We start from the raw sequence: 24,125 nt of genomic DNA, 5'->3' as shown, positions 1-24,125 counted from the left end.
GTCGTGGCGGTCATATCCGGTCGGGCCGGATGATGCTCTATCTGTCTGAGACCTGCCAGTGCGGATTGATCCAGGGTTCCTGGTTGGACGGGGCGAGTGGCGTGCGGCCGAGGATATGGTCGGCTGCCTTTTCGCCGGTCATGATCGAGGGGCCATTGAGGTTGCCATTGGTCACCCGTGGGAAGATCGAGGAATCGGCGACCCTGAGGCCATCAACCCCGATGACCCGGCATTCGGGATCGACAACGCTTGTTGGATCGTCAGCGCGGCCCATGCGGCAAGTGCCGCAAGGGTGGTAGGCGCTTTCCGAATGTTCGCGGATGAAGGTGTCGAGCTGCTCGTCGGTGTCAACGTGCTTGCCCGGCGAGATCTCTTGTCCACGGAACGGGTCGAAAGCCGACTGGCCGAAGATTTCGCGGGTGAGCCGGATGCAGTGGCGGAAGTCAGCCCAATCGTCTGGATGGGACATGTAGTTGAAGCGGATCTCCGGCTTGGCCCATGGATCGTTCGACCGCAAGGTGATCGCGCCACGCGACTTGGAACGCATCGGCCCGACATGGGCCTGGAAGCCGTGCGACTTGGCCGCCGCCTTGCCATCGTAGCGCACGGCTGCCGGCAGGAAATGGAACTGGATGTCGGGATAGTCGACACCGGCTTTCGAGCGCACAAAGGCCGCCGCCTCGAAATGGTTGGTGGCGCCAAGGCCGGTCTTGAACAGCAGCCATTCAGCGCCGATTAGCGCCTTGCAGAACGGGTTGAACACCGAGTGCAAGGTGATCGGCTGCGTCGCCTCCTGCTGGATGTACAGCTCCATATGGTCCTGCAGGTTCTGGCCGACGCCGCGCCGGTCGGCGACCACGTCTATGCCATGGGCCCTAAGATGCGCCGCAGGTCCGATGCCCGACAGCATCAGCAGCTTCGGCGAATTGATCGAGGAGGCAGCAACGATCACTTCACGTCGCGCCTTAACGACCTGAATCTTATTGCGAGCTTCGATCTCGACGCCGACCGCGCATTGATTCTCGATCACCACACGCCGGGCGAAGCCATTGACGATACGTACATTTCCGCGTTTCAGCGCAGGGCGAAGATAGGCGTTGGCCACCGACCAGCGCCGACCATGGTGTATGGTCTGCTCCATGGCTCCGAAGCCTTCCTGCTTCGAGCCATTGTAATCTTCGGTGGTCTCGAAACCGGCCTGCTTTCCGGCCTCGACGAAGGCCTGGTAGAGCGGGTTCTTGCGACGACCGCGCTGGATGTGCAGCGGGCCCTTTGTGCCGCGCCAGCCTTCCTCGCCGCCCTTGGCGTGCTCCATGCGTTTGAAGTAGGGCAGCACGTCGGCATAGCCCCAGCCGGTCGCACCTTGCTCGGCCCAGTGGTCGAAGTCGTGGGCGTGGCCACGGACATAGACCATGCCGTTGATCGAGGATGAGCCGCCGAGCACCTTGCCGCGCGGCGTTGCCAGCACGCGGCCGCCGAGATGCGGTTCGGGCTCGCTCGAATAACCCCAGTCGTAGCGGCTCATGTTGAGCGGGTACGACAGTGCCGAAGGCATCTGGATCAGCGGCCCGAAATCGGTGCCGCCATATTCGATGACTATCACCGAGTGCTTGCCGTCCTCGGACAGGCGATAGGCCATGGCCGCGCCGGCCGAGCCGGAGCCAATGATGACAAAATCTGCTTCAAGCATTGTTCACATGGACCATGAAATCGGCGAGCGAAACGTTGCCGCCGGTGGCTATGAGGAGGACGGTCTTGCCTGATACATCGACCTTCTTTTCCAGCAGGGCGGCGAGAGAGGAGGCGCCGGAGGGTTCGAGCACCAGCTTGAGCCGTTCGAAGGCGACCTTCATGGCGCGCCGCACGGCAGCATCGTCGACGGTCAGGCCGCGCACACCGGCTGCGGTGACGGCAGCGTAGGGCGCATCGCCGGGCCGGCGCGCCATCAACCCGTCGCAGATGGATTTCGGCCCAAGCGGCATAGTCTCCTGGGCTCCATGGGCAAGCGAAGTGCCCATGCCGTTGAAGCCTTCGGGCTCGACGGCAAACACCTGGGTATCGGGCGACAGATAGTGGAAGGCGAGCGCCACACCACCGATCAGCCCGCCACCACCGACCGGGCAAAGCACGATGTCTGCGTTGACGCCCTTGGCGGCCAGTTGATCGAGCGCTTCGAGGCCTGCTCCTGCTTGGCCGGCGACGATCTCTGGATCGTCGAAGGGATGGAGCAGCACGAGGTTTTCGGTCTCCGAGATCTCGCGCGCCTTGGCCGAGGCAACTTCCTCGCGGGCGCGGTCGCCATGGTCGGTGAGCACGACGCGCGCGCCATAACCCTTGGTCGCTTCGCGCTTGGCTGCTGGCGCGTCGACCGGCATGACGATGGTGACCGGGATGCCAAGCGCCTGGCCGGCTGCGGCTAGCCCTTGGGCGAAATTCCCTGAGGAATAGGCGACCACGCCGCGCTGGGCTTCCTCTGCTGACAGCTTCTTCAATCGCCAGTAGGCGCCACGCGCCTTGAACGAGCCGGCCCATTGCAGCGACTCCGTCTTGACGAAGACGCGGCTGGCACCGGTTTCGCGGGCGAGTGCCGCCGACTCCAACAGCGGCGTCAGTTGCGTCGCCTTGGAGGTTTCGGCATATGCCTGCCTGAGGTGGTCGAGTGTGGGAACGGTCGTCTTTGTCATCATTCGCCTCGCGGAAACCGCTTGCTCTCTTCGAGCACGTTGAGATCCATATGGTTGCGCATGTAGCGCTCGGAAGCCTTCTGCATGGGCTGGAATTCCCAAGGAGAGTAGGTGCCGTTGCGGAGCGCGGGGTAGATGAGCCAGCGCCGTGCCTGGCTCTCGCGAACCGCAGCATCGAAGGCCGCCATGTCCCAGCGGGCCCGAACCTTCGCCGTGAAAGTGGCGACCAAATCGGCATGGACCGGGTCGGCGGCGAGGTTGGTGAGTTCGAGCGGATCCGATTCCAGATCAAACAGTTGCGGCGGATCGATCTCACAATGGACGAACTTGAAGCGGCCTTCGCGGATGGCCACCAAGGGGGCGTAGGAGCCTTCGGCGGCATATTCCATCAGCACCGGAGCGGTGCGCTCTTCGCCACGCATCAAGGGGACAAGTGATTGGCCGTCGGCCCACGGCATGATCGCGGCAAGCTCTATGCCGGCGAGGTCGCAGAGTGTTGGAAGGATGTCGAGATTGGAGGTTGGCGCTTCGATCAATCCTGCCGGAATGCCCTTGCCAGCGATCATCAGCGGCACCCGGGCGGCGCCCTCGAAGAAGCACATCTTGAACCACAGGCCGTGCTCGCCGAGCATGTCGCCATGATCGGAGCAAAACACGATGATGGTGTCGTCCAGCATCCTCGTGCGTTCAAGCACCGAGACCAGTTCGCCGACCTTGTCGTCGAGATAGGAAATGTTGGCGAAGTAGCCACGCCGGGAGCGGCGTACCTGCTTCGGCGTGATGTCGAAGCTGGCATAGTCGCTGGCGTGGTAGAGCCGCTGTGAATGCGGGTCCTGCTGATCGGCTGCGATAAAACCGACATCTGGATCGAGTGCCGGGCAGCCCTCATAGAGGTCCCAATATTGGCACCGCGCGACATAAGGGTCATGCGGATGGGTAAAGGAGACGGTCAGGCACCAAGGCCTTCGTTCGGCCTGATCCGAGACGCGGGCGAAGTCGTAAAGCTTCTGCGTTGCGTGGAAGGCGACCTCGTCGTCATATTCCATCTGGTTGGTGGTCTCGGCGACGCCCGCACCGGTGACTGAACCGAGATTGTGGTACCACCAGTCGATGCGCTCGCCCGGCTTGCGGTAGTCAGGCGTCCAGCCGAAATCGGCCGGGTAGATATCGGTGGTCAGTCGCTCCTCGAAGCCGTGCAACTGGTCGGGGCCGACAAAGTGCATCTTGCCCGACAGGCAGGTGTGATAGCCGGCGGCGCGCAGATGATGGGCATAGGTCGGGATGGACGAGGCGAATTCGGCTGCGTTGTCGTAGACTTGGGTGCGGGACGGCAACTGGCCCGTCATGAAGCTGGCACGACCGGGCGCGCAAAGCGGTGAAGCGGTGTAGTTGTTGCGGAAGCGTGCCGCGCGCGCCGCCAGCGCCTTGAGGTGCGGGGCATGCAGGAAGTCGGCCGGGCCATCGGGAAAGAAAGTCCCGGCCAACTGGTCGACCATGATGATTAGGATGTTTGGCCGCTCGGTCATCAGCCAGCCTTTGCGTCAGCGAGTTTCGTTTCGAGGTAATCCTCGATCAATGCCGCGGCGGTCGTCGCATCCGGCACGCCGTCCTTGAGCGCCCGGCGAATGTAGAGCCCGTCAATCAGCGCGGCTGTGGTTTCTGCGACCCGCTCCGCCTCCGAACGCGGCAGCAGGGCTGAAAGGCCGCTCATCAGATTGGAATGCAGGCGGCGCGCGTAAACCTTGAGGAGGCGGCGCAGGGCAGGTGACTTTTGCGCTTCGACATAGAAGGCGAGCCAGGCAGCGATCGTCTCGGGCCGGAATTGCTTTTCGGAGAAGTTGACCGAAATGACCGCGGAAACCCGGGCGCGCGGGGTGGTGCCCAGCTTGAGTGCCGTACGGCAATCGGCGTTCAGCTCGGACAGCAAATAGCGCATGGTCGCCTGCAGCAGGTCCTCCTTGGCGCCGAAATAGTGATGCGCCAGTGCGGCGGATACGCCGGCACGTCCGGCAATCTCGGACATGGTCACATCAAGCGTACCGCGTTCGCCGATCGCTGAAATCGTCGCGTCGATCAGCGCCTTGCGGCGCAATGGCTCCATTCCGATCTTGGGCATTCAGCTTCCTCCATCTCCAAGCCTATTTTTAATTGAGCCATCAATCAATAAAAACTCCGCCGCCTGATGCCCTATTTCCGACGTTGAAAATTGGTGGAATCTGTTCAATATTGAACTGAATAGGGGCGTTGGATTCACCGTTGAAATGGCGCAACATGCGCCCTGCGATTGGAGGCAGAAATGACCGCGTGCATCGTTGGCTGGGCGCATTCGCGTTTCGGAAAGCTTGAGGGCGAGACGCTCGAAAGCCTCATAACCAAGGTCGCCAGCGAGGCGCTCGAGCATGCCGGCATCGGGCCCGACGATGTCGACGAGATCGTGCTCGGGCATTTCAATGCCGGTTTCTCCGCCCAGGATTTCACCGCGAGCCTTGTGCTGCAGGCCGACGATCGACTCCGCTTCAAGCCGGCAACGCGGGTGGAAAACGCCTGCGCCACAGGTTCGGCAGCCGTTCGCCAGGGCATCCGAGCGGTAAACGCTGGCTCGCGCATCGTGCTGGTGGTCGGTGCCGAGCAGATGACGACGACGCCTGGGCCCGAGATCGGCAAGAACCTGCTCAAGGCATCCTATCTGCCGGAGGACGGCGACACGCCTGCCGGTTTCGCCGGCGTGTTCGGCAACATCGCCCAGGCCTATTTCCAGCGTCACGGCGATCAGTCGGATGCATTGGCGATGATCGCCGCCAAGAACCACAAGAACGGCGTCGACAATCCTTATGCCCAGATGCGCAAGGATTTCGGCTACGACTTCTGCCGCCAGGAAAGCGAAAAGAACCCGTTTGTTGCCGGTCCGCTGAAGCGTACCGATTGCTCGCTGGTTTCGGACGGGGCGGCGGCACTTGTTTTGACCGACAGCACGACAGCATTGCGCATGCGCCGCGCGGTGGCCTTCCGCGCCAACGAGCATGTCCAGGACTTCCTGCCGATGTCGAAGCGCGACATCCTCCTGTTCGAGGGCTGCGAAGCGGCGTGGGCCAAGGCGTTGAAATCGGCAGGCGTTGCGCTTGACGATCTGTCCTTCGTCGAAACGCATGACTGCTTCACCATCGCCGAACTGATCGAATATGAGGCGATGGGCCTCGCGCCGCGCGGCGAGGGCGCACGAATCGCGATGGAAGGCATCACGGCCAAGGACGGCCGCCTCCCGGTCAATCCTTCGGGTGGGCTCAAGGCCAAGGGGCACCCCATCGGCGCGACAGGTGTGTCGATGCATGTGCTGACGGCCATGCAGCTTACGGGCGAAGCCGGTGGTATCCAGGTCAAGGATGCCAAGCTTGGCGGCATCTTCAACATGGGCGGTGCCGCGGTCGCCAACTACGTCTCGATCCTGGACCGTATTAGATGAGGCAATCCGCCGTGGTCATCGGTGGTGCGTCGGGCATCGGCCTTGCAGTGGCTGAGCGCTTGATCGCGGATGGATGGCCGGTGGCGCTGATCGATGGCGATGGGGTGGCGCTTGCCGCCGCTGAGGACGCCATCGGCAATGATGATGTTGTGTTCATCGAGACTGATCCGACCGACGAAGACAATGTCGCCGAGGCTTTTGACCAGGTGGTGGATAGCCTCGGTCTCATAGGCGGGCTGGTGGCGGTTGCCGGGTTTGGCAGACTGTCCAGCGCCGAAGACACCAGTGCCGAAATGCTGCGCGAAGCGCTTGACGTAAATCTTGTGGGGCCCTTCATCGCGGCCAAGGCGGCACTTGAACGGATGGGTGCTTCGCTTTCTATCGTCAACGTCGGATCTGTTGCGGGCCTGCGCGCTCATCGTGGCCAAATAGCTGTCGCTTCGTCACAGGCGGGGCTCAAGCTCATGGCCGAGGTGTTCGCACTGGAGTTCGGCAATCGCGGCGTGCGCGTCAACGCGATTGCCGCCGGGCCGACTGCCGCCGAAGCTGCCGGCAACGGCGGGATCGACCGGCGCCACATGCCGTCGGGGCGGCTTGCCGAACCCGAGGAAATTGCAGCCGCAGTCGCCTTCCTGCTTTCTCCCGAGGCCAGTTACGTCAACGGCCATACACTCGCCGTGGATGGCGGATTCCCCGCAGCCGGGCTATCGGGGGATGGGGCATGACGCGGACCGAGGCTTAAGGTGGCGAATGCAGACCTATTTTGACCGCAGGTGCATGAAGGCTCACATACAATGACAAATCCCGTTCTGGTCGAGATGCTGCGCGGCGGTCTCGTCGAAAGCGCGCACCGCGGGTCGGTCGTCGTCGTCGACGGGTCGGGCAAGCAGGTGTTTGCCATCGGCGACACCCAGCAGGCCGTGTTCCCGCGCTCGGCGGTGAAGGCGATCCAGGCGCTGCCTTTCGTCGAAAGTGGAGCGGCAGACGCATATGGTTTCGGCGATCGCGAACTCGCGCTTGCCTGCTCCTCGCATTCCGGCGAGGTGGTTCATGCCGAACTCGCCAAGGCCATGCTCACCAAGGCCGGGCTGGAAGCTGACGCGCTGGAGTGTGGCGCGCACTGGCCCTCGAACCAGGCGGCCACGATTGCGTTGGCTCGCAACGGGGCGTCTCCGAGCGCGCTGCACAACAATTGCTCGGGCAAGCATTCCGGTTTTGTTTGTACCTGCCGCCATCTCGGCATCGCGCACCAGGGCTATGTCAGGCCAGAACATCGTTTCCAGCAGATGGTCCGCGAAACGATGGAAGCCGTGACCGGGGCACCCCACAACGAAGCCAACCGCGGCACTGATGGCTGTTCGATCCCGACTTTCGCCGTGCCGCTGCAAAATCTCGCGTTGGGATTTGCGCGAATGGTTACCGGCCAAGGGGTTGGTGCGATGCGGGCCAAGGCGGCGCGGCGGCTGATGTCGGCCTGCATGGCGGAACCTTTTCTTGTTGCTGGAACCGACAGGGCTGATACGGAGTTGATGCAGGCGGCACCCGGACGCATCTTCGTCAAGGTCGGCGCCGAGGGCGTTTTCTGCGCGGCCGTGCCGGAGCTTGGGGTAGGCATCGCATTGAAATGCGACGACGGTGCGGGTAGGGCTGCGGATGTCATGATCTCGGCGGTTCTGGCAAGGCTTTTGGCCGATGACCGGGCACTGGCAGGCACGTTGCAAGAGTTGGCCAAACCGGTGCTGAAAAACTGGAACGGCATTGAGGTTGCGTCCCTTCGGCCTACCTCCGCAATCGGCCTAAAAGCGTAAGCAGTCGGTCAGATAGGCTGGCTTGTTATCGGAGCAACGAATACCTAGGTTGAGTTGATGAGCAGAGCTTTCACCCGTGAAGACGACAGTGAAAATGTGATCGCCGACATTGGCGAACGACCTGTCAGTGCATCGCGAAACCTCGTTACCGAGCAGGGTTTTTCCCATATCGAGGCCCAACTGGCGGCCTTGCGCGAGGACCTTGCCAAGGCCGAAGCCGACGCCGACCGCGAACGCATCGCAACGGTGTCGCGTGACCTGCGCTATTGGCAATCCCGCCGGGAAACGGCCGAAGTTTCGGTTCCCGAACCCGGCAGCACCGTCGTCCGCTTCGGCATGAAAGTTGTCGTCGAGGATGACAACGGCAAGCGCAATGTCTGGCAAATCGTCGGCGAAGACGAAGCAGATGCCGCCAAGGGCCGTATCTCCCATGTTTCGCCTATGGCGATTGCGCTGTTTGGCAAGTCCGTTGGCGATGTCGCTTCGGTCAACGGCCACGACTGGGAAATCGTCGAACTCGGCTAGGCTTCGACCGGTATTGTATGATCACGGAAGAAGGCGGCCGCACCGCCCTCGTCGATCTCTCCGGCAGCTACGCCCATGACAAATAAGTAGAGTGCTCCGTCGTTGGCTGTCAATTCGTAGCCATTTACTGCCAGAAAAGTACCCGCTGCCACGATCGCTGTGCGTTTGTTGCCATCAACAAAGGGATGGTTACGTGCGATCCCGAACAAGTAGGCGGCAGCTAAGTCGACGATCGTAGGATCGCCATAGGCAGCCTTGTTTTTGGCACGGCCCAGTGCGGATTCCAGCGCGTTTTCGTCGCGAAGTCCTTGCGCCCCACCATGCCGCCGAAGCTGTTCAGCATGCATGGCCTCGACGACACGTCGGCTCAGAAATTGCGGGCTCATTCGGCGAGCTTCTGGAGCGCCACCTTATATTTGTCCATGAATTTGCTCGCGGCTTCCATCTGTCGCTCAAACACGTCGTCAGTCGGCTTGAGCGTCAGGCCATCCTTGGATTCGACTATTTCCAGCGTGTCGCCGGCTCTCAGATTATGTCTATCGAGGACTTCTTTCGGCAGGATTACACCTTCGGAATTTCCGATTTTGCGAACGGTCACGTTCATTGAGTGCCTCCATGTTATAACTTGCGTATAACATAAGAAACGCGGCGATCCAAGACAAGCATGTGATGGCAAGCATGGCGCGTTCGCTATCGGCGTGTGTGTCGGCTCCGGCGCTTCATTTTGACCGGGTGCCATTGTCGCACTGGTGCGTCGCCACTATACCTTGCGTGTGATCGCAATCGTGGTCGAGACGCAGCATTTCCGGAGAGACAGCCCATGGCGCAGGACGACAGCATTTTCATTGGTGCCAGTCGCAAGCCGGACGACAGCTACCGGCGGCCCGAAGAGCTTTTGCTCAAATACGGCAATCGCCACGGTCTCGTCACAGGCGCGACGGGCACCGGCAAGACGGTGACGCTGCAAATCCTCGCCGAGGGCTTTTCCAATGCGGGCGTCCCGGTGTTCTGCGCCGACGTCAAGGGCGATCTGTCGGGCATCGCCATGATGGGCGAGGCCAAGAATTTTCTCACTGCCCGCGCCGAGGCGATCAAGCTTGATCCATACGAGTTCCAGGAATTCCCCGTAATCTTCTGGGATCTGTTCGGCGAGCAGGGGCACCCCATCCGCGCAACAGTCTCGGAGATGGGCCCGCTGCTGCTTTCGCGGCTGATGAACCTCACCGACGCACAGGAAGGCGTGCTCAACATCGTCTTCCGGATCGCCGACGAAGAGGGGCTTCTGCTCCTCGACATGAAGGATCTGCAAGCGCTGCTCGCCAACGTCGCCGAGCGTGCCGAAGAAATCGGCGCGCGCTACGGCAATGTGACAAGACCATCGGTCGGCGCTATCCAGCGTTCGCTGCTGGTGCTGGAGCAGCAGGGCGGCGACCATTTCTTCGGTGAGCCGGCGCTGAAGATCTCCGACATCATGCGCACCACGCGCGACGGACGAGGCGCGATCAACGTGCTCGCAGCCGACAAGCTGATGATGAACCCGCGGCTATACGCGACCTTCCTGCTCTGGCTGCTCTCCGAGCTGTTTGAGGTGTTGCCGGAAATCGGCGACCCCGACAAACCGAAGCTGGTGTTCTTCTTCGATGAGGCGCACCTGCTGTTTGACGAAGCGCCCAAGATCGTCGTCGATCGTGTGGAACAGGTCGTGCGCTTGATCCGCTCGAAGGGCGTCGGCGTCTACTTCGTCACCCAGAATCCGCTTGATGTGCCAGAAACCGTACTGGCACAGCTGGGCAACCGCGTGCAGCACGCGCTGCGTGCCTACACGCCGCGTGAGCAGAAAGCCGTGAAGACGGCGGCGGACACATTCCGCCCCAATCCGGATTTTGATTGCGCCAAGGCAATTACGCAGCTGGGCACCGGCGAAGCACTTGTGTCGACGCTAGAGGCCAAGGGTGTGCCGTCGATGGTTCAGCGGACGCTGATCCGGCCGCCGGCGTCGCGGCTCGGGCCGATCACGCCACAGGAGCGCCAGAAGCTGATCAACGAGAGCCCTGTCGCTGGTCAGTACGACCAGACGGTCGATCGCGAATCGGCGTTTGAAATGTTGCAGAAGAAAGCGCTCGACGCGCAAAAGGCACAGGAACAAGCCCAGCAGGCGAATACCGGCGGCGGCGGATGGACGATACCCGGCTTCGGCAATGATGGCGGAGGCGCCGGTTCGGGAGGCCGTACGACCGGCAGTGCGCCAAGGCCGCGGGCTTCGAACCGCCAGACCGTGACCGAAGCAGCCCTGAAGTCGGTGGTGCGCTCGGTCGGTTCGTCGGTTGGCCGTGCGCTGGTGCGCGGAATTCTTGGAAGTTTGAAAAAGGGTTTCTGACCGAGGCCAATGGCGGCGCGTCTGGACGCGCCGCCATCGGAACTGATCAGGCCACGCCGAGGCCGTTGGTGACCAGGATCGGCGTCTTGGAAGGCACGCGATCGTAGAGATCGATGATGTCCTGGTTCATCAGGCGCACGCAGCCCGACGATACCGACTTGCCGATCGTCCACCATTCCGGTGATCCATGGACGCGGTAGAGCGTGTCTTCGTTGTTCTGGAAGATGTAGAGCGCCCGTGCGCCGAGCGGATTGTTCAGGCCGGGTGCCATGCCGCCGTTCCTGACGCTGTACTTCTCAAGCTCCGGCTGACGGCCGATCATGTCATCCGGTGGCGTCCACTTGGGCCACTTGCGCTTCCATTGAATGACGGCGCGGCCAGACCAGGCAAAGCCTGCACGGCCAAGGCCGACACCATAGCGGATCGCCTGGCCGTTTTCGCGGACGAGATAGAGGAAGTGCGTCGAGGTATCGACGACCAGCGTACCCGGACGCTCGCCCGTCGGATCGGCGACGATCTGGCGAAGGAACTGGGGCTTCACCTTCTTGACTGGAATGCCGGGAACCTCATAGCCCTCGTCGCTGACGGGAGCATACATGCTGACGTAATCGCCAAAGGCAGGGTCGATGGCCGGTGGAGCCGGAGGCGGTACTATCACCGGGGCGCCAACGATCGTGCTGCCTCCGCTGACGGTCGAGCAGGCCGAAAGCGCTGCTGTGGCAGCGCCTGCCGCTGCCAAGTTTAAGAAGCCGCGCCGGCTGACCGGGCGGGATGAATCAATGAATGTAGGCATGGCTGCGATCTAGGATTCCAGTTCGAAAGAAGAGGTGGATTTAAAGGAAACTGACTGCGTCCCCCTTAACGCTCGTGGTGATAGGCGGGTCCAAATCTGACCTTAGGGTGGACAAAGCATGGCGAAGCTGTGATAGGCCAATCACTGTTGCGTTATGGCAACAATGCTGACCTATGGTTAGCTAACCAATTGTAACTAAACCTTCCAGTGACGGAAGGATCAGCGAGGGTGGGAGGTCCCGATACTCGTCCGGCTGGTCGGAACGATTGATCCAGACTGTGCGGCAACCGAACTTCGCTGCCCCTGCAATGTCCCAACGATTGGACGACTGGAACGATATGGCTTCGGGGTAGAGACGCCAGTTGCTGGCGACAAGATCATAGACCGCCTGGTCCGTCTTGAAGCGTCTCACACTGTCGACGGAGAACACTTCATCGAGGATCAGGTCGAGCCCAGCCGAGCGCACCGCAGCTTCGAGCATGGCCGGAGAGCCGTTGGAGAGAATGGCAAGCCGCGCCCCGTTGTCCTTGAGATTGCGAAGGACCGAAGGCACTTCGGGATAGCAGTCGAGGCGCCAGTAGGCGTCCAGCAACTTGCTACGCAGCGCCGGGTCGACCGTGGGCACCTTTTGGAAGGCGAAATCAAGCGACTGCTCGGTGAGCTGCCAGAAATCAAGATAGGCACCCATCAGCGTGCGCACCCAGGAATATTCGAGCTGCTTGGCCCGCCAAATCTCGGACAGAAGCTGGCAGTCGGGACCGATATCGGCGGCATGGCGGCGAACGGCCGCATGGACGTCGAACAACGTGCCATAGGCATCGAATATGTAGGCGGCGTGGCGCATGCCTTTGGTTTTCCAACGGCTTGGCGCCAAGCGCAAGCGCAACTATCGGCTGGCTCCAACATTTCGGCGACGTGCCGGTTGACGGGGGATGCCAAAGCCTCTTCCATGCTGGCGCTCAACAAGATGCGACGGGAAACGATATCATGACGCTCGCGGCGGCTGCACAATCCACGACATGGACCTACGTTGACGGCGACTGGCACGAGGGCAATGTGGCTCTCATCGGGCCGCGCAGCCATGCCATGTGGCTCGGCTCCACCGTGTTCGACGGTGGCCGTTGGTTCGAGGGCGTGGCGCCCGATCTCGAGGCGCATTCGCGCCGCGTCAACTCTTCGGCGATAGCGCTCGGCCTGAAGCCGACGATGAGTCCCGAGCAGATCGTGGGACTGACCTGGGATGGGCTCAAGAAGTTCGACGGCAAGACCGCAGTCTATATCAGGCCGATGTATTGGGCCGAGCATGGCGGCTATATGGGGGTGCCGGCAGATCCGGCATCGACGCGCTTTTGCCTGTGCCTGTACGAATCACCCATGCTCCCGCCCGCGGGATTTTCGATCGGGCTGTCGCCATTCCGCCGCCCGAGCCTGGAGACAATGCCGACCAACGCCAAGGCGGGTTGCCTATACCCGAACAACGGCAGGGCAATCCTCGAAGCCAAGATGCGCGGCTTCGATAATGCGCTGGTCCTCGACATGCTGGGCAATGTCGCCGAGACAGGCTCGTCCAACATTTTCCTGGTCAAGAATGGTCAGGTGTTCACGCCCGCTCCAAACGGAACGTTTCTTTCCGGAATCACGCGCGGCCGCACAATGTCGCTTCTTGCCGGACAGGGCGTTTCGGTCATTGAGAAGACGCTGTCGGTGCGCGAATTCCTTGAAGCCGATGAAATCTTTTCCACCGGCAATCACTCCAAGGTCGTTCCTGTCACGCGCATCGAAGATCGAATTCTGCAGCCTGGGCCGGTAGCAAAAAAATCGCGCGAGCTATATTGGGAGTGGGCGCACTCGACTGCTAAGGCCTGAGTGTAGCAAGAAAAAACAGCGTCTCTCGTCTGTTGTCACACGATGATGACGACCTATCTGTAGACGGCATAGTCATGCCGCGAAATTGCCAGCAAGGGAGTATGATCCATGGCTTTTGAATTGCCCGAATTGCCCTACGACTACGAGGCGCTGCAGCCCTTCATGTCGAAGGAGACGCTTGAGTATCACCACGACAAGCACCACAAGGCCTATGTCGACAACGGCAACAAGCTGGCTGCGGAAGCAGGCATGGACAAGCTGTCTCTGGAAGAGGTGGTAAAGCAGTCCTTCGGCAAGAATGCCGGCCTGTTCAACAACGCGGCCCAGCATTACAACCACGTCCACTTCTGGAAGTGGATGAAGAAGGGCGGCGGCGGCAACAAGCTGCCTGGCGCCCTGCAGAAGGCGATCGACGCCGATCTCGGCGGCTACGACAAGTTCAAGGCCGATTTCATCGCCGCCGGGACGACGCAGTTCGGTTCGGGCTGGGCCTGGCTGTCGGTCAAGGACGGCAAGCTCGCCATCTCCAAGACCCCGAACGGCGAGAACCCGCTCGTCCACGCCGCGACCCCGATCCTCGGCGTCGACGTCTGGGAGCATTCCTATTACATCGACTATCGCAACGCCCGCCCTAAATACCTCGAGGCGTTCGTCGACAGCCTGATCAACTGGGACTATGTGCTCGAGCTGTACGAAAAGGCCTGAGTCCCAATCATTGAATGACGAAAGCCCCGGCACGTCCGGGGCTTTTTTCGTTTTGGGAGACGTTGCGAAATTAACTACCGAGATCACGGAAGCGTGAGGAGAATATCGGGACGAATTCGGCCAGTTTCGCCGTTGGCCCTAGGCAGCTTATCGCAACCCGGAGAGGACCTAATGAGAAAGCTCGTATTTGCCGTTGCAGCGCTTGCGCTTGCTACTACTGCAGCATTTGCCGACGTGATTGCCGATCGCCAGGCGGTCATGAAGGAAAATGCCAAGGATGTCGGCACGCTGGTGAAGATGGTGAAGGGCGAAACCCCGTTCGATGCCGCCGCCGTCCTGGCGGCTTTGACGGCGCTCAACAACAATGTCCAAAAGATCGACGTTGCCGCGTCATTCCCCGCCGGCAGCGACAAGGGCGATACCACAGCCTCCCCGAAAATCTGGGAGGACCCAGCTGGGTTCCAGGCTCAAGTCGACAAGTTCAAGGCCGTCACTGCCGCTGCGGTCGCAAATCCGGCCCAGGATCTTGACGCATTGAAAGCGCAGGTCGGCGCGATTGGCCAGACCTGCGGCACCTGCCATGAAGCTTTCCGCGTGAAGAAGGGCTGACCTTTAGCGGATGGCTGTTCTCAGGAAACTCGCAATCGCGGCTCTGGCGCTTGGCGGCGCCGGGGCCGCAGCTTTCTGGTGGCTGACAGTTCCCGAGAAGTTGGGAGCGGAGACACTGGCTGCACTAGGGACTGGGGACGCGACCCGTGGCCAGCGCATCTTCGACGCTGGCGGCTGCGCCTCATGCCACGCCAAGGCAAAATCCGAGGGCGACGCGCGCTTGCAGTTGGTGGGCGGCGTCGAACTCAAGACGCAATTCGGCACCTTTGTTGCGCCAAACATCTCTCCTGACGCCAAAGACGGCATCGGCGGCTGGTCGCTCGAGGACTTCGCCAACGCGATGCTCAAGGGCGTGGCGCGAGACGGCCAGCACCTTTATCCGGCGTTCCCCTATACGTCATACGCCCGCATGAAGCCGGCCGACGTCGCCGACCTCTACGCCTTCATGACGACGCTGCCGCCCATCGCTGGCAAGGCGCCTGATCATGATCTTGCCTTTCCGTTCAACATCCGCCGGGGGATCGGGCTTTGGAAGCAGCTTTACCTCAGCGATGAACCCGTCGTCGCCTTGGCCGCCGGAACACCGGAAAAGGTCTTGCACGGGCGCAACCTGGTGGAAGGTGCCGGGCATTGCGGCGAATGCCATACGCCGCGCAGCTTCGCCGGCGGACCCGAGAATGCCCAATGGCTGGCGGGTGCAAAGGCAGCCGAAGGCGACGGTGTCGTGCCCAATATCACGCCGGAAGGGCGCGACATGAGCGGCTGGTCTGAAAGCGATATCGCCAGCTATCTCGAAACCGGGTTCACGCCGGAATTCGATTCGGTCGGCGGCACGATGGTCGAAGTGCAGAAGAACATGGCCAGGCTGACCGCCGAAGACCGAGAAGCGATCGCTGCCTATCTCAAGGCGATCCCAGGGCGTGCCAACGGGTTTTCGGGGTCGCAGCCGAAGCCGACAGGTTGAGCGAGGCCGGGGCATTGCGCCCCGGCTCTCTTCGTGTGGTCAGGCGCGCCCGGTCACCTTCAACGCAAAAGCGTAGTTGAAGGCGATCTCCTCAAGCCGTGAGAAGCGGCCCGAAGCACCGGCGTGGCCGGAATCCATGTTGATCTTGAAAAGAACCGGACTGTTGCCCGACTTGCGTTCACGCAGGCGCGCAGCCCATTTGGCTGGCTCCCAATAGGTCACGCGCGGATCGGTGAGCCCTGCGACCGCCAGGATCGGCGGGTAGTCGAGGGCTGCGACGTTGTCATAAGGCGAATAGGCGGCGATGGTCTCATAGTCCGCCTCCGAGGCGATCGGATTGCCCCATTCAGGCCATTCCGGCGGCGTCAGCGGCAAGGTGTCGTCGAGCATGGTTGTCAACACGTCGACGAAGGGCACTTCGGCGATGATACCGGCAAATGCTTCCGGCGCCATGTTGGCGACCGCCCCCATCAGCATGCCCCCGGCCGAGCCGCCTTGGGCGACGATGCGGTCGTGGGCTGTGTAGCGTTCCGCGACCAGGTGATGAGCCGCGGCGATGAAGTCGGTGAAGGTGTTGGCCTTGTTCTCGCGCTTGCCGTCGTCGTACCAGGCATAACCCTTGTCCTTGCCGCCGCGGATATGGGCGATGGCATAGACAAAGCCGCGGTCGACCAGCGACAGGCAGTTGGTGTTGAACGATGCCGGAATGGTCATGCCGTAGGAGCCGTAGCCATAGAGCAGGCAAGGCGCGGTGCCATCGAGTGCCGTGTCGCGGTGGTGGATCAGCGAGATCGGAACCAACTCGCCATCGGGAGCAGGGGCCATCAGACGGCGCGTGATGTAGTCGTCCGCATTGTGGCCGGATGGCACTTCCTGGGTTTTCAGCAGTACCCGTTCGCGCGTCCTCATGTTGTAGTCGAACAACTGCGACGGGGTCGTCATCGAAGAATAGGAAAAGCGCATCGTTTCGGTGTCGTATTCATATGAACCCGACAGCCCGAGCGAAAACGCCTCTTCGGGGAAGGAAATGTGGTGCTCGGCACCGGTGGCGCGCTCATGCACGACAATCCGGGGCAAGCCTTCCTTGCGCTCGAGACGCACCATGAAATTCTTGAAGCCGATGACCGACAGGATGAGGCGGCCCGGCTCGTGAGCGACCAGTTCCTGCCAATTGGCGCGGACCGGATTACTGGCCGGCGCGGTCATGATCTTGAAGTCCTTGGCGCCGTCGGCATTGGTCAGCACGAAGAAGATGTCGCCGCCTTCTTCGAGATCGTATTGCAGGCCGATTTCGCGCGCAGCCACCAGCTTGGGCGACGCGAGCGGATCGGTGGCCGGAAAGATGCGGTACTCGGATGTCTCGTGATCACTGATCGAGACCATGATCCATTCGTTGGAGCGCGTGCCACCGACACTCATGAAGAAACCGGGGTCTGTTTCTTCATAGATCAGCCGATCGGAGCCGCCGTCGGTGCCAAGTGCGTGGTAAAGCACCTTGGAAGGCCGGTGATTGGGATCGAGGCGAGTATAGAAGAAGCCGGAGGTGGCTGCATCCCATACGCCCGAACCGCCGGTGTCGCTGACGATGTCGTCAAGCTCGTTGCTGTTTGACAGGTCACGGACGCGCAGCGTGTAGAACTCCGATCCCCTGTCGTCGAACGCCCAGATCAGGCGGCTATGGTCGGAAGAATGGTCGAGCCCGCCCAAGCGGAAATAAGCATGGCCTTCGGCTTCCTTGTCGCCGTCGAGGATGATTTCCTCGGGACCGCCTTCGCTTGGAATTCGGAAGTATCGTGGCTGCTCGCCGCCCTTCTTGTAGGATGAGCCATAGGCGAAGGGGCCGTCCTTCATCGGTACCGACGAATCGTCTTCCTTGATGCGGCCTTTCATTTCTTCGAAAAGCTTCTTCCTGAGCTCGACGGTATCCGCCATCAGTTCGGCCTGATAGTCGTTTTCCGCTTCGAGGTGACTGCGGATCGCCGTATCGAGTTGGCTCGGGTCGCGGAACACTTCCTGCCAGTTGTCGGCGCGCAGCCAGGCATATTCGTCGACGCGCGTGATGCCGTGCCGCGTATCTGAAACAGGGCGGCGCTCGGTGGACGGAGCGGCAATATCGGCGAAAATGGCGGGTCTGGTCATTGCGTCTCGCAAAAGATGAATCTGAAGTGGCGAATGAACACGCCCATCAAGGCGGGTTCAAGGGCAGAGTTGCATTGCTGGTCAACTCGACGACACGAGTCGTTGACAAGGTCGGTTCAGGGTTGCCCCCACGTGGCTAGGCGTTTATGCCCCTAGCGATAAATAACGTGAGACGCAAAGAGGGCCCGCCCGCTGACCTTCCTTATCCTCATGCTGCCATTTGTCGGCGCGCTTGTCGCTCCGCTTCTGACTCGCTTGATGAAACACAATGCCGGCTGGTTGCTAGCTGCTGTTCCATTGACTGTATTCGTACATTTCGCCGGAATGCTCGAAACAATGAGCTCCGGAGCTGCTGTTTCGAACGGGTTTGACTGGGCGCCGAGCCTTGGTCTGAGATTTTCCTGGTACCTTGACGGCCTGTCATTGACATTTGCGCTGTTGATCTCAGGCATCGGCACACTGATTGTCATCTATTCCGGCGGCTATCTCAAAGGGCATGCCCAGCAGGGGCGGTTCTTCTCGTTCATACTGCTGTTCATGGGCGCGATGCTGGGGCTGGTGGTCTCGGATTCGTTCCTGATGCTGTTCGTCTATTGGGAGCTGACATCGATCACATCGTTCCTGTTGATCGGCTTCGTTCATGGGCGCGAGGCTTCGCGTCGCGCGGCGCTGCAGGCGCTGCTGGTGACTGGTCTCGGCGGCCTTTCGCTGCTCGCCGGACTTCTGGTCATCGCCCAGGTGACTGGCGTGAACGAGCTGTCGTCGCTGCTCGCATCCGGCGACATCTTGCGCGACAGCCCGCTCTATCTCGCAGCGCTCGCCCTTGTGCTCGGCGGCGCTTTCACCAAGTCCGCGCAGTTTCCTTTCCACTTCTGGCTGCCCAACGCCATGGAGGCGCCGACACCGGTTTCGGCATATCTGCATTCCGCAACCATGGTGAAGGCCGGCGTCTATCTCGTGATGCGTCTCAACCCCGTCATGGGCGACACCGCTGCCTGGGAAACGATCCTGCCACTGTTTGGCGGAGCAACACTTGCCATCGGCACGCTGCTTGCGATCAGGCAGGCCGATCTCAAGCTGATGCTTGCCTACACCACAGTAGCTTCGCTCGGCCTGTTGGTGATGTTGACGGGCCTTGGATCTGACAAGGCGGTCGAGGCGGCGTCACTTTATCTGATCGCGCATTCGATGTTCAAAGGCGCGCTTTTCATGGTCGCGGGCCTCATCGACCATGAAGCTGGTACCCGTGATGTGACCAAACTTGGCGGCTTGCGCAGCGCCATGCCCATCACGTTTGCAGCGGCCTTGATGGCGGCACTTTCGATGGGCGGCGCGCCTTTGTTCTTCGGCTTCCTAGCGAAGGAAGAGATTTATGCGGCACTTGGCTCGTCCTACGCCTGGAATAGCGTAGCTATACCGGTTGTCGTTGTCGGCAATGCGCTGATGTTCGCCGTGGCCTTTGTCGTCGCCCTGAAGCCGTTCCTGGGCGCCCCGACCAAGACCCCGAAACCTGCCCATGAAGGGCCGGTGGCGCTGTGGCTGGGGCCGGTGGTTCTGGGCCTCTCGGGGCTAGGCCTGTCGCTTGCGTTTCCTCTGGCGCATCGCTTGCTGTCGTCGCCGACCGCTAGTGCCATAGCCGGCAAGGCGATCGACGTGCAGATTTCCGTGGTGCCGCACCTTGGCATGCCCCTGCTGTTGTCGGTCGTGACGATCGCATTGGGAATTGCCGCGTATCTGGTGCAGGACCGGCTGCGCGCCGCGATGGCTGCTTCGCTCAAGGCTATCGGCTGGGGACCCGACCAAGGTTTCGATCAGGCGCTGCGCGGCCTGTTGCGCCTCGCGGCCGGTCTGACCCGCATCATCCACAATGGCCGTCTCGACGTCTATATGACCGTCACCTTCGTTGCTGTGGCTACAGCCTTGTTGGTGCCGATGGTGTTGTTTGGCGAACTGCCCGATATGCCGAGCGTGCCGGCATTCCGCTTCTACGAATGGGGTGTCCTGGCCATTGCCGTGATTGGCGTGGCGGCTGTTGTCCATGCGCGCAGCCGGCTGACGGCGATCGTCTCGCTCGGCATCCAGGGCTTTGCCGTCGCTTTGCTCTACATGCTGTTTGGGGCGCCGGACCTGGCGTTCACCCAGTTCATGGTGGAGACGCTTTCGGTGGTGATCCTGGCCTTGGTGATGACGCGACTGAGACTTGCACCGACCGACCACCGCCCGCTCGGACAGAAGCTGCTCGACATGACAATTGCCGCCGCATGCGGCACCGGATTCGCGCTGCTGCTCCTGAAGGTGACGCAGCTGCCGTTCGACGACCGGCTGTCGCAGTTCTTTGCCGCCTATTCCAAGACGATCGCCCACGGACGCAACGTCGTGAACGTCATCATCGTCGATTTCCGCGGCCTCGATACGCTGGGCGAGATCGCCGTGGTGATGGTGACTGGCCTGGCGATCCTGGCCTTGGTGCGCATCCGATCGAAAAAGACGGAAGCGCCGGCGACCGCGACCGAGGAGGCGTAGCATGCAGACGCTTATCTTCAGGACCGCTGCCCCCTATCTCACCGGCCTCATGCTGATGTTCTCGGTGTTCGTGCTGCTGCGCGGCCACAACGAGCCCGGTGGCGGGTTCACCGGCGGCCTTATCGCCGCATCGGCCTTCGGCATTCATGGCATCGCCTTCGGCGTGCCGGCCGTGCGCCGTGCGCTTAACTTCCATCCCATGGCGATTGCCGGCTTCGGGCTGTTTGTCGCGGCGGTTGCAGGCCTTCCGTCGCTTGTGTTCGGCGTGCCTTTCCTGACGGGATTGTGGAGCGCGCCAAGCTTTTTCGGCATCAGCGTAGACCTGTCGACTGTCATGATCTTCGATATCGGCGTCTATCTGGTCGTGGTGGGATCGTTCACATCGATTGCGCTCGCGCTCGAAGATCGGGAGCACGATTGATGGAAGCCGTTCTTGCTATCCTTGTCGGGCTGTTTTTCGCGGGGGGCATCTACCTCATGCTGTCGCGGCACATTATCCGCATCCTGCTCGGTGTCGTGCTGTTCGGCAATGCGGTGAACCTTTTGATCTTCACCAATGGCCGCGTCATGCGCGGGGTGCCGCCGATCATTGCCGAGGGCCTCGACGTGCCGGCGGGTGCGGTCGCCAATCCTTTGCCGCAGGCGCTGATCCTGACGGCGATCGTCATTTCATTTTCGTTCTTTGCCTTCCTTCTGGTGCTGGCCTACCGCGCCTACCAGCAGATCGGGACTGACGACACCGACGGCATGCGTGTTGCCGAGCCCGTCGCTGACGGCCTGCCGCCGATGGGGTACTGAGTCTATGGCTGTGCAAGGCGAGATCATCGACAAGACCGCGGCGATGATTGCGGCACCCGTGCCTGCGGCCGACTGGTTGGTCATTGCTCCTGTTTTGCTGCCCATCCTTGCCGGTGCGGTGCTTCTGATGATCCGGCACAGCGTGCGTTGGCACGCGGTGCTGTCGGTCGCGGTGCTCGCGGTCCTGGTCGGCGCGAATGGTCTCTTGCTGCGACGTGTGCTGGCCGAAGGTCCCGTGTCGATGACGATGGGAAGCTGGCTGCCGCCTTTTGGCATTTCCTTTACGGTCGATGCGCTGGGTGCGGTGTTTTCGCTGACCGCGTCGATCGTCGCAGTCTGCTGTTGCGTCAGTTCCGTGCGAGACGTCGATGCGACCGGCCGGCGTTACGGCTTTTATCCGTTCCTGCTTCTGATGATGGCTGGTGTCAGCGGCGCTTTCCTGACGGGAGACGTCTTCAATCTCTATGTCTGGTTCGAGGTCTTTTTGATCTCGTCCTTCGGGTTGCTGATCCTGGGGTCCGAGAAGTCGCAGATCGACGGCGCCACCAAATATGCGATCCTCAATCTGGTCGGTACGACGTTGTTCTTGATCGCGACAGGCTATCTCTACGGAACCTTCGGTACCCTCAACATGGCCGATCTGGCGACAAAGGCCGGGCAGATCGGTGATGCAGCCCCGCTGATGACGCTGGCGTCGCTATTCCTGCTCGCTTTCGCCATGAAAGCCGCTGCCTTTCCGGTCAATTTCTGGCTGCCGGCCTCCTACCACACACCACCTGCGATCACTGGCGCGCTGTTCGGCGGACTTTTGACCAAGGTTGGCATCTATGCGTTGCTGCGCATTCTGGTGATGATCTTTGCCGTCGAAGGCGTCGCACTCGCAGGGGTGATCGGCTGGGTCGCGGTAGCGACGATGCTGCTTGGCGCGCTCGGTGCCTTGGCGCAGTCCGATATCCGCAGGATTGCCGGCTTCCTCGTTATTTCGGGCGTCGGCACCATGCTCGCAGGCATCGCGCTCGGCGGAAATGGCGGCCTTTCAGGGGCGATATTCTACGCTTTGCATTCGATGCCGGCATTGTCGGCGCTCTATCTGCTGGGAGGCCTGGTGCGCCAGCGCGGCGGCAGTTTTTCGCTTCACCAGCTGTCTGGTCTGTACGGAGCAAGTCCGTTTCTCACCTTGCTCGCCTTCATCATCTCGCTTGCGGTGGCCGGCCTGCCACCAGGATCGGGGCTTTGGCCCAAGGTTATGTTGGTCAGGGCCGCGCTTGACAGCGGCGCCTGGCAGATCGCTGCGGCCATCTTGCTGAGCGGATTCCTTGCCACCATCGCGCTCGGGCGTGTGTTCATCCTTGCGTTCTGGCGCACCGAAATTGCCGGTGTTCAAGCAGTGGCCGGCGGATCAATGTCGATAATGGGTTGTTGCGCCGTGGTGATCCTGACCTTGGCGATGCTGGCTATGGGCGTCATGCCCGAGCCGTTCGTTCGTGTCTCGGGGACTGCGGCGAGTGGGCTGCTCGACGCTTCGTCCTACGTTCGCGCGGTCTTCCCCGGGGGAGGCGGATCATGATCCCGTACCGCAACGAACTGATACTGGCCCTGATCTGGGTCGCCATTTCGGGCAGCTACTCGATTCCCAACCTGGTCTTTGGCTTTGCGATTGGCTGGATTGTCCTGTTTCTGGTGCGCGATCAGCGACTAGCGACAAGGACAGTCATTCGGCCTTGGGCGTTGCTTCTGCTTATCGGCCTCTTCATCAAGGAATTGCTCCTGTCCGCCCTCCGGGTGGCCAGGCTGGTCCTGTCACCGCGCATGGATATCAAGCCCGGCATCTTTGCCTATCCGTTGAAGGTCGACCGGGATTTCGAAATCACCTTGCTCGCCAATCTGATCACATTGACGCCCGGCACATTGTCGGTCGATGTCTCCGACGACCGGCGCACGCTTTTCGTGCACGGCATGGATTGCTCGGACCCCGAACAGGCACGGCGCGATATCAGCCAGGGGTTCGAGCGCAGAATACTGGAGGCATTCAGGTGATGACTGGAGCTGCTTTCCTCAACATGTGCGCGAACTTCGCGCTCGGCGCGATCACCATCTCGTTTCTTCTGGTGGTGGTGCGTGTCGTGAAGGGGCCATCACTGCCTGACAGGATCCTCGCGCTCGACATGCTTGTTGCTGTAGCGATTGGTTTCATTGCCGTTCTCGGCTTGCGCACCGGCTTCACGCTTTATGTCGACATCGCTATCGCGCTCGGCCTTGTCGGGTTCCTGGCCACTGTTGCCTTCGCACGTTTTGTGATGAGCGGTGGCGCCGACGCCAAGAAAGAGGAAGCTCAGGAGGAGCAGTCATGATTGACGGTGTTGGTAATTATGTTGCCGGAACTCTTGTCGTGATCGGCGCGTTGTTTGCGCTGACGGCATCCATAGGTTTGTTGCGCCTTCCCGATATCTATACACGCATGCATGCCGCCTCGAAGGCGGGAACGGTTGGTTCGTGCCTGATGTTGATTGGACTTGCCGTGCATATTGGTGAATCCGCCACAGCACTTCGCGCGCTGGCTGGCGTCTTGTTCCTTCTGTTGACGGCGCCGATTTCTGCTCATTTGCTTGCCAAAGCGGCATATTCTGCCGGATATCGCATGTGGGGCGGCTCGGTGAGCGACGATCTGGGGGCAACTGTCCATTCGGCAAAGAAGAATGATCCTCTTGTAACTGACCGCTGACAATGACCCTTCGCGACAACTTACGGCGTTGCGTAACTTGATCTCGATTGATGGCATCGTCCTATCAAACAGGTTCATTTGTTAGAGAAGTGTTGAACTCATTGTTCTTGTATTCGCAAAGAATAGTGAATTGACTTGTTATTGAGACAGGC

General features: G+C 61.1%; 25 protein-coding genes. 16 read left to right on the top strand and 9 right to left on the bottom strand.

What is annotated here, in order from left to right:
- Positions 1-37 precede the first annotated feature (37 nt).
- From betA to betI, 4 genes are read right to left on the bottom strand one after another with little or no spacing between them, the layout of a single operon-like run.
- Positions 38-1,690 carry a choline dehydrogenase gene (betA, locus tag C8K44_RS05670; RefSeq protein ID WP_109574772.1) on the bottom strand — a complete coding sequence of 551 codons (1,653 nt, stop codon included), beginning with the start codon at positions 1,688-1,690 and terminating at the stop codon, positions 38-40.
- On the bottom strand, positions 1,683-2,684 hold the full coding sequence (locus C8K44_RS05665) for a threonine/serine dehydratase (protein WP_109574825.1): 1,002 nt from the start codon (positions 2,682-2,684) through the stop codon (positions 1,683-1,685). Before C8K44_RS05665 ends, betA begins: the two co-directional genes overlap by 8 nt.
- Entirely contained in the window at positions 2,684-4,213 is a 1,530-nt protein-coding gene (betC, locus tag C8K44_RS05660) for a choline-sulfatase (RefSeq protein ID WP_199227023.1), read from the bottom strand. The genes C8K44_RS05665 and betC overlap by 1 nt, the downstream gene beginning before the upstream one ends.
- Positions 4,210-4,800: a transcriptional regulator BetI gene (betI, locus tag C8K44_RS05655; RefSeq protein ID WP_109574770.1), complete on the bottom strand. Its 591-nt coding sequence runs from the start codon at positions 4,798-4,800 to the stop codon at positions 4,210-4,212. Before betI ends, betC begins: the two co-directional genes overlap by 4 nt.
- A 180-nt stretch (positions 4,801-4,980) precedes the next feature.
- On the opposite strand from betI, the gene C8K44_RS05650 reads away from it, so the two are divergent.
- From C8K44_RS05650 to C8K44_RS05635, 4 genes are all read left to right on the top strand, one after another.
- Positions 4,981-6,144 (top strand): acetyl-CoA acetyltransferase, encoded by a 1,164-nt coding sequence (locus C8K44_RS05650; protein WP_109574769.1) that lies wholly within the window; start codon positions 4,981-4,983, stop codon positions 6,142-6,144.
- A complete protein-coding gene (locus C8K44_RS05645) occupies positions 6,141-6,869 on the top strand; it encodes an SDR family oxidoreductase (protein WP_109574768.1) in 729 nt (242 codons plus the stop codon). Before C8K44_RS05650 ends, C8K44_RS05645 begins: the two co-directional genes overlap by 4 nt.
- Before the next feature lie 69 nt (positions 6,870-6,938).
- Entirely contained in the window at positions 6,939-7,952 is a 1,014-nt protein-coding gene (locus C8K44_RS05640) for an asparaginase (RefSeq protein ID WP_109574767.1), read from the top strand.
- Between the two features lie 57 nt (positions 7,953-8,009).
- Entirely contained in the window at positions 8,010-8,477 is a 468-nt protein-coding gene (locus tag C8K44_RS05635; protein WP_109574766.1) for a GreA/GreB family elongation factor, read from the top strand.
- Here the strand turns inward: C8K44_RS05635 and C8K44_RS05630 are convergent.
- Together C8K44_RS05630 and C8K44_RS05625 are read right to left on the bottom strand one after the other, a co-directional pair.
- Complete coding sequence (locus C8K44_RS05630) at positions 8,474-8,863, bottom strand: type II toxin-antitoxin system death-on-curing family toxin (protein WP_109574765.1); 390 nt, start codon at positions 8,861-8,863, stop codon at positions 8,474-8,476. The genes C8K44_RS05635 and C8K44_RS05630 overlap by 4 nt on opposite strands.
- Positions 8,860-9,081 carry an AbrB/MazE/SpoVT family DNA-binding domain-containing protein gene (locus C8K44_RS05625; RefSeq protein WP_109574764.1) on the bottom strand — a complete coding sequence of 74 codons (222 nt, stop codon included), beginning with the start codon at positions 9,079-9,081 and terminating at the stop codon, positions 8,860-8,862. Before C8K44_RS05625 ends, C8K44_RS05630 begins: the two co-directional genes overlap by 4 nt.
- A 216-nt stretch (positions 9,082-9,297) precedes the next feature.
- Between C8K44_RS05625 and C8K44_RS05620 the strand changes: the two genes are divergently transcribed.
- Positions 9,298-10,854 (top strand): helicase HerA-like C-terminal domain-containing protein, encoded by a 1,557-nt coding sequence (locus C8K44_RS05620; RefSeq protein ID WP_109574763.1) that lies wholly within the window; start codon positions 9,298-9,300, stop codon positions 10,852-10,854.
- Positions 10,855-10,900: 46 nt separating this feature from the next.
- Here the strand turns inward: C8K44_RS05620 and C8K44_RS05615 are convergent, their stop codons facing one another.
- Complete coding sequence (locus tag C8K44_RS05615; RefSeq protein WP_109574762.1) at positions 10,901-11,647, bottom strand: L,D-transpeptidase; 747 nt, start codon at positions 11,645-11,647, stop codon at positions 10,901-10,903.
- A gap of 181 nt (positions 11,648-11,828) precedes the next feature.
- Entirely contained in the window at positions 11,829-12,491 is a 663-nt protein-coding gene (locus C8K44_RS05610) for a haloacid dehalogenase type II (RefSeq protein WP_109574824.1), read from the bottom strand.
- Positions 12,492-12,634: 143 nt separating this feature from the next.
- Here C8K44_RS05610 and C8K44_RS05605 point away from each other — a divergent pair, with 143 nt between their 5' ends.
- The 4 genes from C8K44_RS05605 to C8K44_RS05590 all read left to right on the top strand — a co-directional run bounded on the left by C8K44_RS05605 (position 12,635) and on the right by C8K44_RS05590 (position 15,791).
- On the top strand, positions 12,635-13,513 hold the full coding sequence (locus tag C8K44_RS05605) for a branched-chain amino acid aminotransferase (RefSeq protein WP_199227014.1): 879 nt from the start codon (positions 12,635-12,637) through the stop codon (positions 13,511-13,513).
- 108 nt (positions 13,514-13,621) lie between these two features.
- On the top strand, positions 13,622-14,218 hold the full coding sequence (locus tag C8K44_RS05600) for a superoxide dismutase (protein ID WP_109574761.1): 597 nt from the start codon (positions 13,622-13,624) through the stop codon (positions 14,216-14,218).
- 171 nt (positions 14,219-14,389) lie between these two features.
- Positions 14,390-14,827, top strand: coding sequence for a cytochrome c (locus C8K44_RS05595; RefSeq protein ID WP_109574760.1), 438 nt, complete (start codon positions 14,390-14,392; stop codon positions 14,825-14,827).
- Positions 14,828-14,837: 10 nt separating this feature from the next.
- On the top strand, positions 14,838-15,791 hold the full coding sequence (locus C8K44_RS05590; protein WP_109574759.1) for a cytochrome c: 954 nt from the start codon (positions 14,838-14,840) through the stop codon (positions 15,789-15,791).
- 39 nt (positions 15,792-15,830) lie between these two features.
- On the opposite strand, the gene C8K44_RS05585 is transcribed toward C8K44_RS05590, so the two are convergent.
- A complete protein-coding gene (locus C8K44_RS05585) occupies positions 15,831-17,930 on the bottom strand; it encodes a S9 family peptidase (protein WP_109574758.1) in 2,100 nt (699 codons plus the stop codon).
- Positions 17,931-18,134: 204 nt separating this feature from the next.
- Between C8K44_RS05585 and C8K44_RS05580 the strand changes: the two genes are divergently transcribed.
- The 7 genes from C8K44_RS05580 to mnhG are packed head-to-tail and all read left to right on the top strand — an operon-like array spanning position 18,135 to position 23,973.
- Positions 18,135-20,453: a putative monovalent cation/H+ antiporter subunit A gene (locus C8K44_RS05580; protein ID WP_281062982.1), complete on the top strand. Its 2,319-nt coding sequence runs from the start codon at positions 18,135-18,137 to the stop codon at positions 20,451-20,453.
- Between the two features lies 1 nt (position 20,454).
- Complete coding sequence (locus tag C8K44_RS05575; RefSeq protein ID WP_109574756.1) at positions 20,455-20,874, top strand: Na+/H+ antiporter subunit B; 420 nt, start codon at positions 20,455-20,457, stop codon at positions 20,872-20,874.
- Positions 20,874-21,251 (top strand): Na+/H+ antiporter subunit C, encoded by a 378-nt coding sequence (locus C8K44_RS05570; protein ID WP_109574755.1) that lies wholly within the window; start codon positions 20,874-20,876, stop codon positions 21,249-21,251. Before C8K44_RS05575 ends, C8K44_RS05570 begins: the two co-directional genes overlap by 1 nt.
- A gap of 4 nt (positions 21,252-21,255) precedes the next feature.
- Positions 21,256-22,818 carry a Na+/H+ antiporter subunit D gene (locus C8K44_RS05565; protein WP_109574754.1) on the top strand — a complete coding sequence of 521 codons (1,563 nt, stop codon included), beginning with the start codon at positions 21,256-21,258 and terminating at the stop codon, positions 22,816-22,818.
- Positions 22,815-23,288, top strand: coding sequence for a Na+/H+ antiporter subunit E (locus tag C8K44_RS05560; protein ID WP_109574753.1), 474 nt, complete (start codon positions 22,815-22,817; stop codon positions 23,286-23,288). Before C8K44_RS05565 ends, C8K44_RS05560 begins: the two co-directional genes overlap by 4 nt.
- A complete protein-coding gene (locus C8K44_RS05555) occupies positions 23,288-23,602 on the top strand; it encodes a cation:proton antiporter (RefSeq protein ID WP_109574752.1) in 315 nt (104 codons plus the stop codon). Before C8K44_RS05560 ends, C8K44_RS05555 begins: the two co-directional genes overlap by 1 nt.
- Positions 23,599-23,973 (top strand): monovalent cation/H(+) antiporter subunit G, encoded by a 375-nt coding sequence (gene mnhG, locus C8K44_RS05550; RefSeq protein WP_109574751.1) that lies wholly within the window; start codon positions 23,599-23,601, stop codon positions 23,971-23,973. The genes C8K44_RS05555 and mnhG overlap by 4 nt, the downstream gene beginning before the upstream one ends.
- Positions 23,974-24,125: the final 152 nt, after the last annotated feature.

It is taken from the genome of Aminobacter sp. AP02, assembly GCF_003148805.1.
In the GTDB taxonomy this organism is placed as follows: Bacteria; Pseudomonadota; Alphaproteobacteria; order Rhizobiales; family Rhizobiaceae; genus Aminobacter.
This window is presented reverse-complemented; position numbering and strand designations above follow the sequence as displayed.

Bases quoted from the DNA above. Each gene is read 5' to 3' on its own strand.
- betA (WP_109574772.1), bottom strand. From the start codon at position 1,690: ATGCTTGAAGCAGATTTTGTCATCATTGGCTCCGGCTCGGCCGGCGCG.
- C8K44_RS05665 (WP_109574825.1), bottom strand. From the start codon at position 2,684: ATGACAAAGACGACCGTTCCCACACTCGACCACCTCAGGCAGGCATAT.
- betI (WP_109574770.1), bottom strand. From the start codon at position 4,800: ATGCCCAAGATCGGAATGGAGCCATTGCGCCGCAAGGCGCTGATCGAC.
- C8K44_RS05650 (WP_109574769.1), top strand. From the start codon at position 4,981: ATGACCGCGTGCATCGTTGGCTGGGCGCATTCGCGTTTCGGAAAGCTT.
- C8K44_RS05645 (WP_109574768.1), top strand. From the start codon at position 6,141: ATGAGGCAATCCGCCGTGGTCATCGGTGGTGCGTCGGGCATCGGCCTT.
- C8K44_RS05640 (WP_109574767.1), top strand. From the start codon at position 6,939: ATGACAAATCCCGTTCTGGTCGAGATGCTGCGCGGCGGTCTCGTCGAA.
- C8K44_RS05635 (WP_109574766.1), top strand. From the start codon at position 8,010: ATGAGCAGAGCTTTCACCCGTGAAGACGACAGTGAAAATGTGATCGCC.
- C8K44_RS05630 (WP_109574765.1), bottom strand. From the start codon at position 8,863: ATGAGCCCGCAATTTCTGAGCCGACGTGTCGTCGAGGCCATGCATGCT.
- C8K44_RS05625 (WP_109574764.1), bottom strand. From the start codon at position 9,081: ATGAACGTGACCGTTCGCAAAATCGGAAATTCCGAAGGTGTAATCCTG.
- C8K44_RS05620 (WP_109574763.1), top strand. From the start codon at position 9,298: ATGGCGCAGGACGACAGCATTTTCATTGGTGCCAGTCGCAAGCCGGAC.
- C8K44_RS05615 (WP_109574762.1), bottom strand. From the start codon at position 11,647: ATGCCTACATTCATTGATTCATCCCGCCCGGTCAGCCGGCGCGGCTTC.
- C8K44_RS05610 (WP_109574824.1), bottom strand. From the start codon at position 12,491: ATGCGCCACGCCGCCTACATATTCGATGCCTATGGCACGTTGTTCGAC.
- C8K44_RS05605 (WP_199227014.1), top strand. From the start codon at position 12,635: ATGACGCTCGCGGCGGCTGCACAATCCACGACATGGACCTACGTTGAC.
- C8K44_RS05600 (WP_109574761.1), top strand. From the start codon at position 13,622: ATGGCTTTTGAATTGCCCGAATTGCCCTACGACTACGAGGCGCTGCAG.
- C8K44_RS05595 (WP_109574760.1), top strand. From the start codon at position 14,390: ATGAGAAAGCTCGTATTTGCCGTTGCAGCGCTTGCGCTTGCTACTACT.
- C8K44_RS05590 (WP_109574759.1), top strand. From the start codon at position 14,838: ATGGCTGTTCTCAGGAAACTCGCAATCGCGGCTCTGGCGCTTGGCGGC.
- C8K44_RS05585 (WP_109574758.1), bottom strand. From the start codon at position 17,930: ATGACCAGACCCGCCATTTTCGCCGATATTGCCGCTCCGTCCACCGAG.
- C8K44_RS05575 (WP_109574756.1), top strand. From the start codon at position 20,455: ATGCAGACGCTTATCTTCAGGACCGCTGCCCCCTATCTCACCGGCCTC.
- C8K44_RS05570 (WP_109574755.1), top strand. From the start codon at position 20,874: ATGGAAGCCGTTCTTGCTATCCTTGTCGGGCTGTTTTTCGCGGGGGGC.
- C8K44_RS05565 (WP_109574754.1), top strand. From the start codon at position 21,256: ATGGCTGTGCAAGGCGAGATCATCGACAAGACCGCGGCGATGATTGCG.
- C8K44_RS05560 (WP_109574753.1), top strand. From the start codon at position 22,815: ATGATCCCGTACCGCAACGAACTGATACTGGCCCTGATCTGGGTCGCC.
- C8K44_RS05555 (WP_109574752.1), top strand. From the start codon at position 23,288: ATGACTGGAGCTGCTTTCCTCAACATGTGCGCGAACTTCGCGCTCGGC.
- mnhG (WP_109574751.1), top strand. From the start codon at position 23,599: ATGATTGACGGTGTTGGTAATTATGTTGCCGGAACTCTTGTCGTGATC.